General features: G+C 43.8%; 14 protein-coding genes and 1 riboswitch. Of the genes, 10 read left to right on the top strand and 4 right to left on the bottom strand.

Going from position 1 to position 17,468, the window contains the following annotated elements:
• Positions 1–117: 117 nt before the first annotated feature.
• Positions 118–1,527, top strand: coding sequence for an MATE family efflux transporter (locus tag L1076_RS17190; protein ID WP_237304126.1), 1,410 nt, complete (start codon positions 118–120; stop codon positions 1,525–1,527).
• A 70-nt stretch (positions 1,528–1,597) separates the two neighbouring features.
• On the opposite strand, the gene cysS is transcribed toward L1076_RS17190, so the two are convergent.
• A complete protein-coding gene (gene cysS / locus L1076_RS17185) occupies positions 1,598–2,971 on the bottom strand; it encodes a cysteine--tRNA ligase (RefSeq protein WP_237304125.1) in 1,374 nt (457 codons plus the stop codon).
• A gap of 394 nt (positions 2,972–3,365) precedes the next feature.
• Here cysS and L1076_RS17180 point away from each other — a divergent pair, with 394 nt between their 5' ends.
• Positions 3,366–5,303, top strand: a complete 1,938-nt coding sequence (locus L1076_RS17180) for an LTA synthase family protein (protein ID WP_237304124.1) — start codon at positions 3,366–3,368, stop codon at positions 5,301–5,303.
• A gap of 37 nt (positions 5,304–5,340) precedes the next feature.
• Here the strand turns inward: L1076_RS17180 and L1076_RS17175 are convergent, their stop codons facing one another.
• On the bottom strand, positions 5,341–6,525 hold the full coding sequence (locus tag L1076_RS17175) for an MFS transporter (RefSeq protein ID WP_237304123.1): 1,185 nt from the start codon (positions 6,523–6,525) through the stop codon (positions 5,341–5,343).
• A gap of 101 nt (positions 6,526–6,626) precedes the next feature.
• Between L1076_RS17175 and L1076_RS17170 the strand changes: the two genes are divergently transcribed.
• Both L1076_RS17170 and L1076_RS17165 read left to right on the top strand, forming a co-directional pair.
• The gene (locus L1076_RS17170; protein WP_237304122.1) at positions 6,627–7,403 is read left to right on the top strand and encodes a helix-turn-helix transcriptional regulator; all 777 of its coding nucleotides are present in this window, start codon (positions 6,627–6,629) and stop codon (positions 7,401–7,403) included.
• A gap of 254 nt (positions 7,404–7,657) precedes the next feature.
• Entirely contained in the window at positions 7,658–8,041 is a 384-nt protein-coding gene (locus L1076_RS17165; protein WP_038872381.1) for a hypothetical protein, read from the top strand.
• Positions 8,042–8,118: 77 nt separating this feature from the next.
• On the opposite strand, the gene L1076_RS17160 is transcribed toward L1076_RS17165, so the two are convergent.
• The gene (locus L1076_RS17160; RefSeq protein WP_038878632.1) at positions 8,119–8,853 is read right to left on the bottom strand and encodes a hypothetical protein; all 735 of its coding nucleotides are present in this window, start codon (positions 8,851–8,853) and stop codon (positions 8,119–8,121) included.
• Positions 8,854–8,885: 32 nt separating this feature from the next.
• The gene (locus L1076_RS17155; protein WP_010447828.1) at positions 8,886–9,044 is read right to left on the bottom strand and encodes a hypothetical protein; all 159 of its coding nucleotides are present in this window, start codon (positions 9,042–9,044) and stop codon (positions 8,886–8,888) included.
• A gap of 530 nt (positions 9,045–9,574) precedes the next feature.
• Positions 9,575–9,676, top strand: a riboswitch (glycine riboswitch).
• A 117-nt stretch (positions 9,677–9,793) separates the two neighbouring features.
• Here L1076_RS17155 and L1076_RS17150 point away from each other — a divergent pair.
• From L1076_RS17150 to L1076_RS17125, 6 genes are all read left to right on the top strand, one after another.
• Positions 9,794–11,170 (top strand): sodium:alanine symporter family protein, encoded by a 1,377-nt coding sequence (locus L1076_RS17150; protein WP_042605611.1) that lies wholly within the window; start codon positions 9,794–9,796, stop codon positions 11,168–11,170.
• 454 nt (positions 11,171–11,624) lie between these two features.
• Positions 11,625–12,374 carry a winged helix-turn-helix domain-containing protein gene (locus L1076_RS17145; protein WP_237304121.1) on the top strand — a complete coding sequence of 250 codons (750 nt, stop codon included), beginning with the start codon at positions 11,625–11,627 and terminating at the stop codon, positions 12,372–12,374.
• Entirely contained in the window at positions 12,371–12,832 is a 462-nt protein-coding gene (locus L1076_RS17140) for a hypothetical protein (protein WP_038872374.1), read from the top strand. The genes L1076_RS17145 and L1076_RS17140 overlap by 4 nt, the downstream gene beginning before the upstream one ends.
• Positions 12,833–13,330: 498 nt before the next feature.
• Entirely contained in the window at positions 13,331–14,803 is a 1,473-nt protein-coding gene (locus L1076_RS17135; protein WP_237304120.1) for an aerolysin family beta-barrel pore-forming toxin, read from the top strand.
• Between the two features lie 177 nt (positions 14,804–14,980).
• Entirely contained in the window at positions 14,981–15,649 is a 669-nt protein-coding gene (locus L1076_RS17130; RefSeq protein WP_039976641.1) for a ParA family protein, read from the top strand.
• A gap of 284 nt (positions 15,650–15,933) precedes the next feature.
• The gene (locus L1076_RS17125; protein WP_237304119.1) at positions 15,934–17,403 is read left to right on the top strand and encodes an aerolysin family beta-barrel pore-forming toxin; all 1,470 of its coding nucleotides are present in this window, start codon (positions 15,934–15,936) and stop codon (positions 17,401–17,403) included.
• Positions 17,404–17,468: the final 65 nt, after the last annotated feature.

The raw sequence follows: 17,468 nt of genomic DNA, 5'->3' as shown, positions 1-17,468 counted from the left end.
CGTATTGAATGGCAGAACAAAAGTCCGTATATTGCGCCTGCCTACGCGGCACACCCTACAATGCACAACGCCATCCTGCTTCCACTGGTGCATTGATATTGGTGTTTAACTACATCCATGCAAAACACACCTTCCTCTTTTTCTCGTTTTTTTAAAGAATCGGGCGCATTGTTACACCTGTCGATCCCAATCATTTTGATGCAACTCGCAACTCAGTCGATGGGCTTTATCGATACCACAATGGCAGGCCAAGTAAGTGCAGCCGACCTTGCTGCGATCGCGCTTGGCACCAGTTTATGGCTACCCGTTTCGCTATTGCTTCGCGGCATCATCATGGCATTAACGCCTGTCGTTGCTTACCACCGCGGCGCACAAAGTTTAGATAACATCCGTATCTCTTTCATTCAGATGCTGTGGCTATCCGCGTTTGTTAGTGCCATCTTGATTGTTTACTTGCTACTTGGTGAAACCATTCTCATTGGCTTAGGCGTTGCTCCTGAGATCATTTCTATTGCCAGTGATTATGTTGTCGCATTAGCGTTTGGTGTTCCAGGTATTGCGCTCTTCTATACGCTGAATGGTTTCTGTGAAGGGATGAATAACACCCGCGCTCCGATGCTGATTTCTGTCATCGGCTTGTTGGTGAACATCCCAGTTAACTACATCCTGATTTATGGCAAGTTCGGCATGCCTGCATTGGGCGCGGTTGGTTGTGGCTGGGCAACAAGCTTGGTTTACTGGCTGATGTCTGCCCTGCTGTTTAGCTATATTAAGAGCCATCACCACTACAAAAACATTCTGCACTTCGCTGAGCTAAAACCAGTATGGCAAGAAATCAAACAGCTGTTCAAACTCGGCATGCCGATTGGTTTGAACATTGCGGTTTGTGGCAGTATCTTCGCGGTGATTGCGCTATTGATTGGTCGTATCGGTGCAGAGAACGTTGCCGCGGCACAAATTGCACTGAACATATCTAGCATGACGTACATGATCCCAATGAGTCTTTCCTTTGGTATCACGATTCGCGTTGGTCATGCATTGGGTGAACAAAAGCTTGAAACGGCCTCTCACCGTAGTTTGGTGGGTATTATTACTGCTGCGCTACTGTCGCTGATTTCAGTCGGCTTCTTCCTGCTGTTCCCAGAGTGGATCATTCGTTTGTACACCACAGATCCTGTAGTTTCAGCGACCGCTGCTACTCTGTTGATGTTTACTGCGATGTACCAGTTCAGTGACGCGCTACAGACCTCTGCAAACGGTGCACTGCGTGGCTACAAAGATACTAAAATCCCTATGATTCTGGCGATTCTTGCCTACTGGGGCTTAGCTCTTCCACTGGGTATGTTATTGGGTATCACGGATGAAATCGTTCCTGCAATGGGCGAAGAAGGCTTCTGGATTGGTATCGTAACCGGCTTAACCACCGCAGCAATTGCAATGCTGATTCGATTGACGCTAGTGATTAAGAAGTACAATCAAACCGCAGAAGTGAATACGGCGTCGCAACCTGAGTTAGCGATTCAATAGCGACGAGAACGTTTATCATTTCAATTAGAAAGGCTCATTATCGCAGTGAGCCTTTTTGTTTTCTGGCTTACTAGCCTTGTTTACTTACCGTTGAGCTATCACCAGCATCGTTGATTCTATAGCCGAGTTCGGTGACTTTCTGGCGGATTTCGTCAGCTTGTTGGTATTCCTTCTGCTTTTTCATTTGCAAACGCAACTCTACTAATTCCAAGATCTCACGAGGAATTTCTTCTTCGTCTACCTTATCAAGATCCAAACTAAACACACGATCAAAGTAGCGTGCCGTTGCTTTTTTATCCGCGTCATTTAATGCACTTCCAAGCAACTCCCACATTAATGCCATCGCTTGTGGCATGGCTAAGTCGTTGTTGATGAGTGACATAAAACGCTCAACATACGTTTGGTCGACTTTGCCACCTTCTGGTAATGCCGACACTTTCGCTTTCAGGCGCTTTAAAGCCGTTTGTGCCGCGTCCAAGCTCTCCCACGTAAAGCTCAAATGACTGCGATAATGACTGGTCAGCACCAAGTAACGGTAAGCTAACGGGTCATAGCCTTTCTCAATTAACGCATCAAGACGAAGTGACGTGCCGGACTTAGAGATCTTCTCTTTATTCAATTGGAGGAAGAAGCCATGCAGCCAGTAATTTGCTTGAACGTGGCCATTCTTTGCTTGGCATTGGGCAATTTCGTTGGTGTGGTGAACTGGGATATGGTCTTCCCCACCAACATGAATATCGAACACTTCCCCAAGGTATTTCTCTGCCATCGCAGAACATTCAATGTGCCATCCCGGAAAGCCAACTCCCCAAGAGCTTTCCCATTCCATTTGTCTTGGTGTGTCACCGCTAAACTTCCAGAGTGCGAAATCGGTTGGACTCTTTTTCTCTGCCATTTCGACGCGAATGCCCGCTTCTAACCCCTCGCGGTCCAGTTTGGCAAGTTTTCCATAATCCGGAAGCTTCGCCGAATCAAAATAAACGCCATCGGAGGTTTGATAGGTAAAGCCCTTTTGTTCAAGCTCTCGGACGAACTCTATCTGCTCTTGTATGTGCTCGGTAGCGCGACAAATGATGGAAGGCTGAGTGATGTTGAGGCTAGTAAGATCATCTAAAAACGCGTCTTCAAAATACTTTGCGATCTCCCAAGCAGACTTATTCTGTTTTCTCGCACCCTTCTCCATTTTATCTTCACCGGTATCCGCGTCTGACACCAAGTGCCCAACATCCGTGATGTTCATAACGTGGTTTACGTCGTAACCGTTGAGCTCAAGCGTGCGCCTTAACACATCAACAAAAAGGTAGGTTCTCAAGTTCCCTGCATGCGCGTAGTCATACACCGTTGGACCACATGCATACAAACCGACTTTACCTGATTCAATGGTATTGAACGGCTCAAGGGTGCGCCCCAGTGTATTGAATAATTGTAATTTTGACTGACTCATATTGTTATTCCTTTAAATGCAAAAAGGCCGCGGATGAAAACATCGGCGGCCTTTAATATGTCTGTATGATCTTTTGCTAACTAATAGCTACACGAAAGCCGCCGCACATTTTTAGAAGTGCAACAACAACAGTTCGTTGAGATAGAAATCGCTAAATAGTTCATACAGATACCCTAAATAAGAAATCCATAGAAATCAAGCTTGTGGTTATCACGCACTTTACGACAACAGACTGAACTACGTACGCCGTATGGCATTACCCTCTCTTACAAAGCTATACCAATCATTACAATTAAATTTATAAATAAACCTTATATTTCACGCTTACTTCACGTTTTATTTGATAAAAGACACACCATAAAAATCAGTTACATCAGTAAATTAGGGAATATTTATGAAGAAGCCCACGTTTGGGCCTTTGCAGCCCATCGCTGTATTTGCGCTATTTTCGCTTGCTTTTCTTTCCGTTTCGCGGATTTTACTTGCCATTTGGCTTTCTGACCGAATCGAATCTTTTAACGACCTTATTTATATTCTTGGTCAGGGCCTACGCGTAGACTTTGCCACCATCTGTTGGTTATTCATCCTTCCGGGCTTACTTTCTTCGCTATTACCTGTACAAGGAAAGGTCGGCGAATGCTGGAAATGGGTATTACGTTGCTGGATGGTCGCAGGTTTATGGATCATTGTTTACATGGAATTGGCAACCGCACCCTTTATTCAAGAGTACGACCTACGCCCAAATCGATTATTTGTTGAATACCTGATTTATCCAAAAGAAGTGTTCAGCATGCTTTGGACTGGCTACAAATTAGAGCTGTTCATTGGTGCTGTAGGCACGGCTATTACCCTTTTCCTTGGTTGGAAATGGAGCAAAAAGCTTACCGATAACGCACAACAAGTAAACTGGAAATGGCGTCCTGTTCTTGCCATTTTAGTGGTTCTAATTGGTGTTGCAGGTGCGCGTTCTTCTTTGGGTCATCGCCCTCTAAACCCCGCAATGGTAGCGTTTTCTAACGACCCGTTGATGAACGATCTCACACTAAATTCTTCTTACTCTCTCTTGTTTGCTGTCAACAACATGAAGTCAGAGAGAAGCGCAGAGCAGTTCTATGGAAAAATGGATAACCAGAAGATGCTAGAACTTGTGCGCTCCTCTTCCGCGAAATCAAACTTTGATCCTTCAGTTCTTCCTACAATGAACAGCAATGAAGCGACCTATCAAGGTAAACCAAAGAACTTAGTCATCTTGCTGCAAGAGAGTTTAGGCGCACAGTTTGTCGGAGAACTAGGAGGATTACCACTCACGCCCAATGTCGACAAGCTTATGGCTGAAGGTTGGAACTTTACACAGCTATACGCAACAGGAACTCGCTCTGTTCGCGGTATTGAAGCGGTGACAACAGGTTTCCCACCATCGCCATCGCGTGCAGTTGTAAAACTAAGCAAAAGCCAGACGAACTTCTTTACTATCGCAGACCTTTTGAAAGCCAACGGCTACCACACCGAGTTTATTTATGGTGGCGAAGCAAACTTTGACAACATGAAGACCTTCTTTTTCGGCAATGGTTTTGATCAAATCATTGAAGAGAAAGATTACGAAAATCCAGAGTTTGTTGGATCGTGGGGGGTGAGCGATGAAGACCTGTACACCAAAGCAGACCAAGAATTTGAACGCCTGTCTAAGACCGATAAGCCCTTTTTCAGCTTAGTATTCAGTTCAAGTAACCACAGCCCATACGAATATCCAGAAGGAAAAATCGAGCCTTACGACTCTGAATACATGACACGCAATAACGCAGTGAAGTATTCGGATTACGCAATTGGTACTTTCTTTGATAAAGCCAAGAAATCGTCTTACTGGGATGACACGATATTCATTGTGATTGCCGATCACGATGCCCGTGTATCCGGTGCTAACTTAGTGCCTGTAAAACACTTCCACATTCCGGCTCTGATCTTGGGTAAAGACATCAAACCTCGCAAAGATGATCGCATTGCTAATAACCTAGATATGCCACCTACGCTGCTTTCTTTGATTGGTGTGGATGCGAAAACACCGATGATTGGCCGTGATCTTACTAAGCCTCTGGCACGCAAAGACGAACGTGCCATGATGCAATACGACAAGAACTTTGGTTACTTAACTCGAGATAACCTCGTTGTGTTCTCGCCGGGCGAAAAGGTATCGACCATGCAATACAACTTCGATAACCAAACGATGAAGCCTATTGAAGTGGACCCAGCTATCATTGAACGCGCTAAGGCCAACGCTTTGTTTGCCTCTAAGGCTTATCAAAACGACTGGTACTCTTCTAAAGTAACTAACTAGATAAAGATAAGGAGCGCAACATGCGCTCCTTTTTGTATCATTGTTTTACTAATGCGGTGCTATCCGTTTTTCTTTTGCTTGACGAAGGCATTAACGTTGCACTCAACAGTGCTATCCCCATCCCACCAGCGAGGATGAAATACATCAATACAAACTCTTGTGTATGAGCATAAGTCGCTGCGATAAGCCAATACGCGATAGGTCCAGTACTAAAGCTTAATGTGTACTTAACGGCGTAGATTCTCGAGCGCCATTTAACATCGGAATAACGGCCAATAAGCCAATCATTCACTGGTATTTGCGCGTATGTACACAACATCAAACCAACAAACACAAGAACCAATGACCATTCATGAGTAACCGTCGCTAATAGGAGGAATAACAGTTGCCCACCAGCAATGCAGGCGAGCAGCTTCTTGATATCAACGCGGTCAAGCAGCTCACCCACAACAAGCTGAATAAACGCGGCACAAACAAAAATCGATGTGGTTAACGTACTTGAAAGGCTCAATGATTGGCTAAATTGTGCGTCCATGATTTTAGGTAACGAGGTCGTCGTAGATTGAAAGACTAAACCGCCGAAGAAGACAACCACCGCAGCGCAAACGAACAGCACTTTGAGTTGTCGCAAAGACATCGTTACGTCGTCACGTCTACTTTTCGCATGTTCGATATCAGTAACACCTTTCGATGCATACCAGTACACAATACCAGTTAATAAACACACAAGGCCTGGAACATAAAATGCGGCTTGCCAAGAGAACCATTGGCACAGCAAAGCGGTTCCCATTGCAGCAAACGCCAAACCTAAGTTACCTGCTAGTCCATTTACTGCGATAGCCCTGCCTGTTTTGTTTGCAGAGCTAAAGATAAGTGCAATACCGACGGGATGATAAATCGCCGCAAACAAGGCTATGGCACAAAGCCCCAACCCCATTTGCCATGGCGTTTGCGCAAGAGCAGTAAATAATGCAGAGGTGCCCATCCCAAAGTAGAAAACGGTCATCATGCCTTTTCGGCTCCAACGATCCGCCAGCCAACCAGCAGGCAGGGACATCACGCCATAAACCAACATGGCTACGCTCCCCACTTGGAGCAGCGCTGCGTAACTCATGTCCCATTCTTTATGCAGCGTTAGTACAATAGAAGGAAAGATGAGCAAGAAGTAATGATTGAGCGCATGCCCCACATTGAGGACACCTGCGTGAAAGGAACGGTTCATCTCGACTCTAAACCAAATAAAGGAAAGCTAACTAATGACAAGCTCAGTTTATCTGGCTAGCATTTGGCGTATAGATTCTATCAAGACAGGTTATTGCTCAAATGAGCCAGAACATCAAAGCCATCAGTCTGGACGCCAGCATCAATCTCTTAGAAGCGGTGGTCATTCCCAAGCACTACCCCGATGGGCACGTCATTGATTGGCATTGCCATCAACACAACCAATTGGTTTACGCCAGCAGTGGTGTGATGGCGGTCGAGACAGAATCTCAGCTATGGGTGGTTCCGCCTCAAAGAGCGGTGTGGATCCCGGCGCATGAGAACCACAAGGTGTATATGTATGGCGATGCGGCAATGAAAAACGTCTACTTGTTACCAAGTATCGATACTGAGCTGCCAAACCAGAGTGATGTTCTCAACGTGTCACCAATGCTGCGTGAGATGATCATTCACCTTTCTGAGCAACCGACCGACCAAGCCAGCACAGAGCCGTATTGGCGTATTGTTCTGGTTTTGTTGGATCAGTTGAAAGTCGCGCCGCAAGCGTCCATTCAAATCCCTCTTCCCAACAATGCCAAACTTGGGCAGGTTTGTAACTCACTGTTGGATGAGCCTGCGGATAATCGTTCATTAAAACAATGGGCAGAGGAAATTAACGTCAGCAGCCGCACTTTGAGCCGTTTGTTTCGCAATGAAGTTAGCATGTCTTTCATCGAGTATCGTCAACAAGCAAGGTTGTTCCTCTCTCTGACGTTGTTGGCGCAAAACCTCCCGGTCACCACCGTGGCACTGGAGTGTGGCTTTACCAGCGTGAGTGCTTTTAATCATCTATTCAAACATAGCTTTGGGTTGACGCCGGGTCGCTTCTTCATGAATTAATATTGAATATTGAGAACAGATAACACCCACATTTGATGCACTCAGAAAACAATCGAACACTCAGAGCACCTGACTGACCTATCTTCTGAAGATTCTACCCAACACGCAACTTGCGTACTTACTCACTAGCAAGGCGTAAATAATCAGAAAAACGTTTAATAATGTGCTTTTTAGGCATTCCCATTCAGACTTCAATAAATTAGACTCAAGCCAATGCCCAAGAAGTTTGAATTATTGATAAAAAAGGAATGCCAATGAGCTCAAGTATGATCCTTAATGAGTCGCTAATTGTAAGTGGTCGAGATATTCCACTGAAAGAATTGTTGTATGCGAAGCGTGTGCTTGATAACTACATGGCCGTAGCAAAAGAAAGCAGCCCACTTGAACTGCTCACAGAGATGAAAACCGCGGCAAAACAAGTTGAATACTTCACAACGGAGAGTAACCCTTGTGAAGCACGCAACGTGATCAGCGCGATGATTGATAAGGTGGAGACCGCTGAATCCTTTGATTCGTTTAAAGCGCTCGCGGGCGAACCTTCTCAAGCACTGAATGAATTGATTGAAGATCGTGCGAAGCTCATTAAGCACGAGCGTGAATTATTACTGGCGTCGGGTTACGACGCGTCTCGCATCTGATAGCTACCTTGGTAGCTGCGCATTAAAAAAGGAGCTCATTAAGCTCCTTTTTTAATTTCAAGATTCTCGATACGGTCTTACAACCCCATATCTTCGGTAATCTCTTTAATTTGTTTCAGATCCATTTTATGGACCTCGATCAGCTGGTCAATTTGGCTTAAGCGAGAATTTGCTTCGTCGTGCTTATCACAAGCATCAGATTTTACATCCCACGACTTACCTTCTAAGAAAACATCACACTCTTTCTTGAGCGTTTCAATCTTAGGGAGTAACGATTTACGCTCTTTCTCGAGGGCATCCAGATCTTGTGAAATCTGCATTTCTTTTTTGAATACTTCGCGCGAACGCTCGAACATCGTAGCTTGCATGTCAGCCTGACGGTTCAGCTTATCATTCTCCGTTTTGGTCGAGCTTAGCTTATCCATCTGCTGCTTTACTTGTGCTTCAAGAGACAGGTTCACTTTTTCAACTTCTGTCAGTTGTTCTTGCAGCGCATTTAGTTCAGCCTTGTGTGTTTCTTCTTTCTCAGCTAGAAGAGTAGCGACTTTAGCGTCGATTTCTTTATCTAAACCTGCTTCACGTGTTTTTACTTGAGACACCAAGTCAGACTTGTCATTCACAAGTGCTTGGTATTTCGCTTCTAATACTTGATAAGTCGATTCCCATTTATTTGCCGTTAGAACAGAACCGGCTAAACCACCAAAAGCGAGGCCTAGCACAGCGGCAATACCGATGTAAAAATGAGTACGCTTATCGCGCTCCTCAATGACGACTACTTCGTCTTGATCTTCAATGTTGTTTTGAGAAGTCACTGTATCTTACTCCGAGGACTCTACTTGATTCGCTAGCGAGTGAGTTCCGCTATCATGATTGATGCGGTATAAATTAAGAATGCACCGATCAATGTAATAACGGTCGCTTTTTGGACTTTTTCATTGGTACGGTAACGAAATAACACGAATGCTAACGCGACCAATACCGCAATGGCTAATAATCTGGTCATACTGCCTCCTTGTCCAATAATGAGAACCTATCTGATTCCATAGACAGTCTCGCAAAAATTCATTGTAACCTATTTCTACGAGGCATACGGTCAACATAGCGTAGATTTTAAAGTGATTGCTCCCGTTTTGATCAAATTAATCTCCTATCTTGAACAACTTATCATCACCTCACCAATACCACATTGAACAAACTGATAGGGGCTTAACCGGCCATTGACCACTTAAATGCCCTCGCTAGGAAACCATTTCGTTCAAGAATCGTCCGACTATGACTTTGATGCTATTCCAACCCACATAATGTGTTGAAAATAAATCTGCAATTGGGTGTTGAAATGGTAAAAAAACATGATAGAGTTCACACGTTAATGATGACCAGCATCATTAACTAACCTTTACTCATTTTATTGAGTAAATGTTCCGATGAAGACTGCAGGAGAGTGGTTATTAACTAAATATTAACATTTAGTTAGCGTAACTCGCCGAAGAATTAACTATTTCAGGTGCTACTTAGGTAGCGGGGACTGTAGTTGGAGGAACCTCTGGAGAGAACCGTTAAATCGGTCGCCGAAGGAGCAAGTCTTACACATTTGTGTAGGGTGAAACTCTCAGGCAAAAGGACAGAGGAGTGGAAAGTAACAACCTGACTATTTGGCGTTCCCGCCTACTTTAAATAGCTTGGCTCTATTAGAGATCCTTGATCTCGTCCTTTCCCTCTTCTCCTTATTAGTTGTTTTATTAAGGGGAAATCATGAACGACCTACAATCTTTACTTCAAACCATTGATAACTTTGTCTGGGGTCCACCACTGCTACTATTGCTCGTGGGTACCGGTGTTTACTTCACTTTTAGCTTAGGCTTGATCCAATTTAAGCACCTACCAACTGCGTTAGCGATGGTATTCAGTAAAGATAAGTCATCTGATAAACAGGGTGACGTTTCTAGCTTTGCAGCGTTATGTACAGCGCTATCTGCAACAATCGGTACAGGTAACATCGTTGGAGTTGCAACCGCAATCAAACTCGGCGGTCCTGGTGCCCTATTCTGGATGTGGCTTGCCGCTTTATTCGGAATGGCTACCAAATACGCTGAGTGTCTTCTTGCGGTGAAATACCGTCGTGTTGACGACAAAGGCCAAATGATTGGTGGTCCTATGTACTACCTGCAATATGGTGTTGGCTCGAAAGCGCTAGCTATCATGTTCGCGGTATTTGCATTGGGCGTTGCCTGTTTTGGTATCGGCACCTTCCCACAAGTGAATGCCATTCTTGATGCAAGTGAGATTTCTCTCGGTGTAGACCGCGGGCTGTCAGCTTTCATCCTGACACTACTGGTGGCTTTCGTTACATTAGGTGGTATCAAGTCGATTGCAAGCGTAGCAGGTAAAGTGGTTCCTGCAATGGCGCTATTTTATGTGCTAGCGTGTTTGAGTGTGATCATCATGAACGCAGACCAATTGCTAAACGCAGTTGAGTTAGTGTTGGTGTCTGCATTCACTTCAACCGCAGCAACGGGTGGTTTCTTGGGTGCAAGCATTATGCTGGCAATCCAATCTGGTATCGCACGTGGTGTATTCTCAAACGAATCAGGTTTGGGTAGTGCGCCAATGGCAGCCGCAGCAGCGAAAACGGACTCTTGTGTTAAACAAGGTCTGATTTCAATGACGGGTACCTTCTTCGATACCATCATCATTTGTACCATGACAGGTCTTGCTTTGATCCTTACGGGTGCATGGCAAAGTGACCTTGCAGGTGCAGCGATGACAACACACGCATTTGCCGTTGGTTTGAACGCCGAAACATTAGGCCCAATGCTGGTGTCTATCGGTCTTATGTTCTTCGCATTTACCACCATTCTTGGTTGGAACTACTACGGTGAGCGTTGCGTTGTGTTCCTATTCGGTACCAAAGCTGTGCTTCCATACAAACTGATTTTCGTTGGTTTGGTGGCATCTGGTGCGTTCCTTCACCTTGATATGATTTGGCTACTGGCTGATATCGTAAACGGCCTGATGGCAATTCCTAACCTGATTGGTTTGATTGCTCTACGCCACGTGGTGTTGGAAGAGACGAAGCTGTTCTTCAAGCCATCTTCTCAAACAGATGATTTTGATGCTGTAAAAGCCTAAAAACGAGTTAGAAACTTTAAGCCCGCTGTTCACAGCGGGCTTTTTTATCCTCAAGTTTTATATTTAACCTCTCCGACGATCCTCTTTACGGTTTATTTACCATCATCTATTTTACTCTCCAACTGGCTAATAATCGCTTTCAAGTTATCAAATAATTAAATATATAATGATATATACGACAATATTTTATTAAAAACCATCAAGACTCATTATTTAGCAAACTCTAAACCATATTAATTGTGTGTAATTATATCCATCATCACTGAAGCTACATCACTAAATAGAATATTAATATGGCATAGAGTTGATGTTTTACTATGATTATGTTTTCTTCTATCAATAGACAGTTATTGCGATAATAAATTTTAGTCACCAATTGGTAACCTTTATTCATATACTATGAGATGTGAAGATTCTTCTCACCTCTTGAACATTATAATAAAAAAATAACCGTATGATTTCATATAACCCTATAAAAAACACGCTTTCTAATGGTGATATTACGATAAAAATTGGGTATCGCGAGTCACAGATTCTCACGTTATTGCTCGACCAATCCCCCGAAGTCGTTAAGAAACAGGATATCGTACAATATGCGTGGGGAAACGAATATATCGGTGAAACGTCATTAGCAAAAAGTATCAGTGTTCTCAGACAAGGCTTTGTTAAAGTGGGAGTGAGAGAATCACCAATTGTTACTGTCCCGAAAATTGGGTATCGATTAGTCAAAGGTGTACTGCTCAACGAATGCTTAATCGCAGTCACTCCCTCCGTTAAAACAACTGAAGCTATACGGGAAGACACGCCAACGTTCACTCCCACTATCAAACATGAATCGAACTACAAAAGCCTAGCGTGTTACATCTTGTCTCTTGGCATTTTGTTTGCTGCGAGCTTGGTTGGGGCGAGTAAGTTTCACAGTAAGTACAATCATCCACAGCGTAACAACGCGCTGAAGGAGAATTCTGTCGGGATGCTCGAGGTCTACACCGATCCTAATACGCAGTTATCGGTTCGCCTTGGAAAATTGCTGACGAAACATCAGTGCGTTTGTGTCGTTTACATTGAAGAAAATGACCAGTTCTCTGAGATGTCTTGGTTAAACAAACAAACACGAAAATCGATCAATGTGTTCTATACCCAAACGCAGTTTGAGCAAGCTTCAGAGACAATCGCTCAATTCATTGCAGAGGAAAACCGATGAAACCGTTTATCGCTATTGCCCTTTCATGTTTGGTCTTTCTTGGCGCTTGGAGTCTACCTTGCTATCACGATATGGAAGATAGACGCTATCACCATAGCGTGGTTGATATTCTCCCTCATGAGCATACCGTGCGGATTGATGGCTTAACGCGGGTAAATCATCGTATCATCACTCATATTGTATCGCTGCAAGATGAATCGATGTCGAACCCAATTATTCTTAGCTTTAAAGGCAAATCAAGACCCTATTCCGATTCGAGTCTTTCTGTCTCTGGTAAAATGAATCTACTCTCCGTACAAGAAATCCGCCCTGCTTTGAACGATTCATTTCTTTCACCCTATCTAGTATTAAACGATGATCCTATCTATTTTGATATAGAAGTTCTATTACAAAATGAGGTGTTCTCTCTTATTAGAGATAAACAGACTGGACGAACAAAGCTTCTCGCTAAGCGGTAATAGATAATTTAATAAGTACACTTCATTGATAATATTTCGATACAAAGCACTCAACTATTGGCCTTTTAAATTCATTTTTCCTAATGCAGTTTTTCTGAAATTACCATTTACTAATACTCTAATTGAACTTTCTACTGATTTCATTATTTAACCCCAACGCTTTAATTAGTCTTATCTGATATAAATCATAAACTCAATTACGTTAAAAACGTATAAATCCAAATTTAGTTATCCTTTCGTTTATTTCACTTAATCATGAGTAATTATTCTAATTTCAAAATGGTTGGTGCAATCCATTTTCCATTTCATAAAAATATAAACGCAATCGATGTCATCGACTAAGAAATGACAAATGAAACAACATAACCAGCTGATTGTATGGGTAATAATATTTCAACTATTTTCAGTACTATCAATCTTATCAGCATGGAACAGTAAGCCTGTCCGCTAAATCGCGGCTCATAACACAAATAAAAATACAGTTATAAGGGAACGTTCATGCGAAACATCAACATTAGCTTATTGTCCGCCGCTATCCTTTCTACCTTCGCAAGTGGTGCATATGCAAAGATCTACCCCGACCAAATCGTACTAGACCAGCTGGGTGAGGACGTATGTCGCAGCGGTTATCGTCCACTCGACCGATATGAGGCAGAAGAGCAAAAAAGTGCCTTGCTATCACGTATGGGTCAATGGCAAATTACCGGACTTAAAGGGGATTGGGTGATCATGGGCCCGGGTTACAGCGGAAGAATCAAACAAGATTTACCGAATGGCAAAACCTTCTGTTACCCAGATGAAGCGCAATCTGAAATCCCCAAATACGCGGCACACGCCGTACCTGAAGGCGGTGAAATCGACGTCCAATACGATTTAGTGACCGACCGTAGCAACTTCGTTCGTCCCTTAAGTTACCTCGCTCATTACCTCGGCTATGCATGGGTTGGTGGCAATAACAGTCAGTTCGTGGGTGAAGACATGAAAGTCGACCGCGTTGGTGATAGCTGGGTCATCCAAGGTAATAACAATGGGTCTTGTAGTGGCTACCGCTGTGGAGAGAAGTCCAGAATCACGGTCAATAACTTTACTTACACACTGAATGACAAAGACTTTTGGCATGGCGAGGTCATTGAATCCGAACGAGAATTGGTGAAAACGATTTCTGCAACAGCTCGAAACTACAGCAACACGCCACAGCAGATCGTTGTCGACCTTAAATTAGATGAATCAACTAACTGGTCGAAAACCAATAGCTATGGGTTCGCTCAACAGGTTAAAACAGAAAATGAATTTAAGTGGCCACTGGTTGGCAATACCAAACTGAGTATTACTTTTGAAGCGAATCAAAGCTTCTCAAATTCCAATGGCGCATCCACCAGCGAGCAAGTCACATTACAAGCTCGCCCAATGGTACCCGCGAATTCCGAATTGCCTGTGCGTGTCGAGCTTTATCGTTCCACTATCTCCTACCCTTACCGATTCAATGCAGACATCAGCTACGACGTAAACTTTAACGGCTTTTTACGCTGGAGTGGTAATGCATGGCACTCTCATCCAGACAACCGCCCTTATCGTAGCCATACCTTTACGATGGGACGCGGCAGCGACAAATCTGCGGATATCCGCTACCAATGGGATCATCGTTACATCCCAGGTGAAGTGAAATGGTGGGATTGGAGTTGGGCCATTCGTGAAGCCGGACTGAGTAGCATGCAGTATGCAACTGGAGCAAGTTTACGTCCGTTCTATTCTTACGTGTCTGGTGATTTTTACGCAGAGTCACAATACGCAGGAACAATCGAAATCGGTAAAGCAACACCGCTTGGCCTTCAAGCGCGTTCAGCAAATGATGTATCTCAAAATAACACCCAACGTGTTGGAGATATTGAAGTCACGAGCAACTTTGATTCTGATGAGCTAAGTGCTCTTGGGTTCAGCAGCGCCGAGATGACGATCCACGCGACAGAATAACACACAAAAACAACAATAAAGATCGCTAACACTTTGCCCGCGACTCCCCATCGCGGGCTTTTTTAATCAAACGAGCACGAGAATAAGCATCGGCAGAGTATCGATTTATAGAATGCCAACCAATTTAACTAACCATTCAGACATAATGCCTAAGTTTTTCAAATTGGGGATAACCGTTTGCTGTCGCAAGTAAAACCACGCCAAACCAGTATTGCTTATTCAAAAGCTAAAAAAATCATTGTCTTAAATTTAAAGGGTGGTGTTGGTAAATCAACCTTTTCTGCCAGCTTGGCAAGCAAACTCATCCATAACGGACATACGGTAGAGCTAGTCGATTTTGACAAACAACAATCGACTAACAGTTGGGCGAATAGCATTGAGGCACTACCAAACCAAAGCTATAACCCTTCTCTGCGCAGCCTGTCTAACATCGCAGTGACGTTGAAAGTCAGCACCAACACTGATTACGTTGTGATAGATTCCCCTGCAAACTTTTCAGAAAGCGACTTAGTGCGCTATTTGCGTTACGTGGACTACATCGTGATTCCCATGCAACCATCGCCTATCGATTTGCATGCGTCATTACCGTTCATCAATACACTTATCGAGAAACACATCTTTAAGTCTCGTCAGATTAAGATTGGCTTTGTCATCAATCGTTGTGTCCATCAAGATGAGCGGCTCGATCGTGTGATGCGGCTATTACGCTTTTTCCGTCAGTTTAAAACGCTCGGTATCATGAGTGAATCCCACGTCTATCAGCAACCTTTCATGGACAAACAACTCGTGGATGCCAAATGCGTTGACCCAAAACTGTGGGACAACGTCATTAAGTGGTTGAACTAGTGATTCGAACCTCCAAGCGCAAATGAAACTAACGTTGAGTAATCATAACGGATTGTTCAACACTAACTTAACCTCACACCTTTAAGCTTTTCTTTTAGAGCACTCAAAACCTCATAAGAATAATACTTTCATCACCTCAAGAGATTGATAAATAACAGAATTATTTTTCAACTATTTTCAGTGTTTTTTGACTTGTTTTATATGAAAGAGTACGCCCGCTTTTGGGCAATACGAGCCTAAAAGCTAACTAGAACTCAATCATTAAAATAAAGGACACTGTATTTATGCTGCACGTCAGTACGCCACTATCGATTACGCTTGCGCTTTCCTTCTTATCCACTTTTGCTCAAGCCAAAATCTATTCAGATCAGCTTGTTATCGACGAATTGGAAAATCATCAATGTAGATCCGACTATCGTCAGCTTACCTACCAAGAAGCACAAGAGCATAAAACAGCCATTCTATCGCGCATGCAAACCTGGGACATTGTGGGCCTCGAAAGCGGCTGGGCGATCATGGGCTCAGGCTACCATGGCCAGATCAAACCAGAACAATCGAGCCATAAAACTTGGTGTTACCCTATTCACCCAAATACAGAATTGCCCAAGCACCTTGGTATATCTATTGCGGAAGGGAGTAAGGCTGAAATTGAGTATGAACTCGTCTCCAATCAAGAGCTTTTTATTCGACCAGTGAGTTATTTGGCGCATACGCTTGGCTACGCATGGTTAAGTGGTAACGAGGGCAATTTTGTTGGCGAAGACATGGTTGTCAATCAAGTACATGATGGCTGGGAAATACAAGGAAACAACGCGGGCTCATGCAACGGTGAACGATGCTCAGAAAAAACGAAAATCACCGCCAGCGACTTTGCTTACCAGCTCAACCCTCATTACTTTTCACATGGCAACATCACTGAATCTACGGAAGATTCAACACACACAATTACAGCCTATGCGATCAACACTCTCGATCAAGCCAAACAAATCCACATTCAGTTTGATGTAGAGCAAACCGCAACTTGGTCTAAAACTGATAACTCCGCTTTTGCACAATCTGTTCATATCAGCTCCCCATTTCAATGGCCTACCATTGGAACCACATCACCTTGGTTTATTGTCAAAGGGAATCAGGCATTCTCCGACTTAACCTCTGGCACCAGTACTCTTCCTGCAACCAGGGAGGCAAACCTCACTGTGCCTGCACGCTCAATTCTCCCCATTCGTATTGAACTCTCACATTCTAAAATCTCTTATCCGTTTCGTTTTCGAACTGACATCAGCTATCGAGTCAATTTCGATGGGTTCTTACGTTACAGTGGTAATGCTTGGCATGCTCATCCAAAAGATAGACCGACAATCTCGCATACTTTCACGCTTGGTCGCGCCAGTGAACTCAAAGAAAACATCCGCTATCAATGGGATCATCGCTACATTCCGGGAGAAACGAAATGGTGGGACTGGAGTTGGGCGATTCACAATCACGGCTTACCCCTGATGCAGTATGCGGCTGGCGCAACACTTCAGCCATACTATTCTCATGTTTCCGGGCTCTTTGACGCCGAATCACAGCAGATAGGAATGATAGATGTAGGTCGTGAGTTGGCCGTAGATACACCTTTAAATTGGGATAAAAACGCACACGTTCAACACCTTCAAATTGGTGATATCAGCGTTGTAACAGATTTTGATTCAAGCGTCTTAGACCGACTCGGCTTCCGCGCCGCTCGCTTGTTGGTTCAACCCATAAACTGACCTACAACTAAAAAAAGAGACAAGCGGATGACTTGTCTCTTTTAGTATCAAACGTCAACTCTAAA

Origin of the sequence: Vibrio sp. MMG023 (assembly GCF_021654215.1) — a bacterium.
GTDB lineage: Bacteria > Pseudomonadota > Gammaproteobacteria > Enterobacterales > Vibrionaceae > Vibrio > Vibrio jasicida.
Note: the sequence above shows the minus strand (reverse complement) of the source record. Positions and strands in the feature narration are given on the sequence as shown.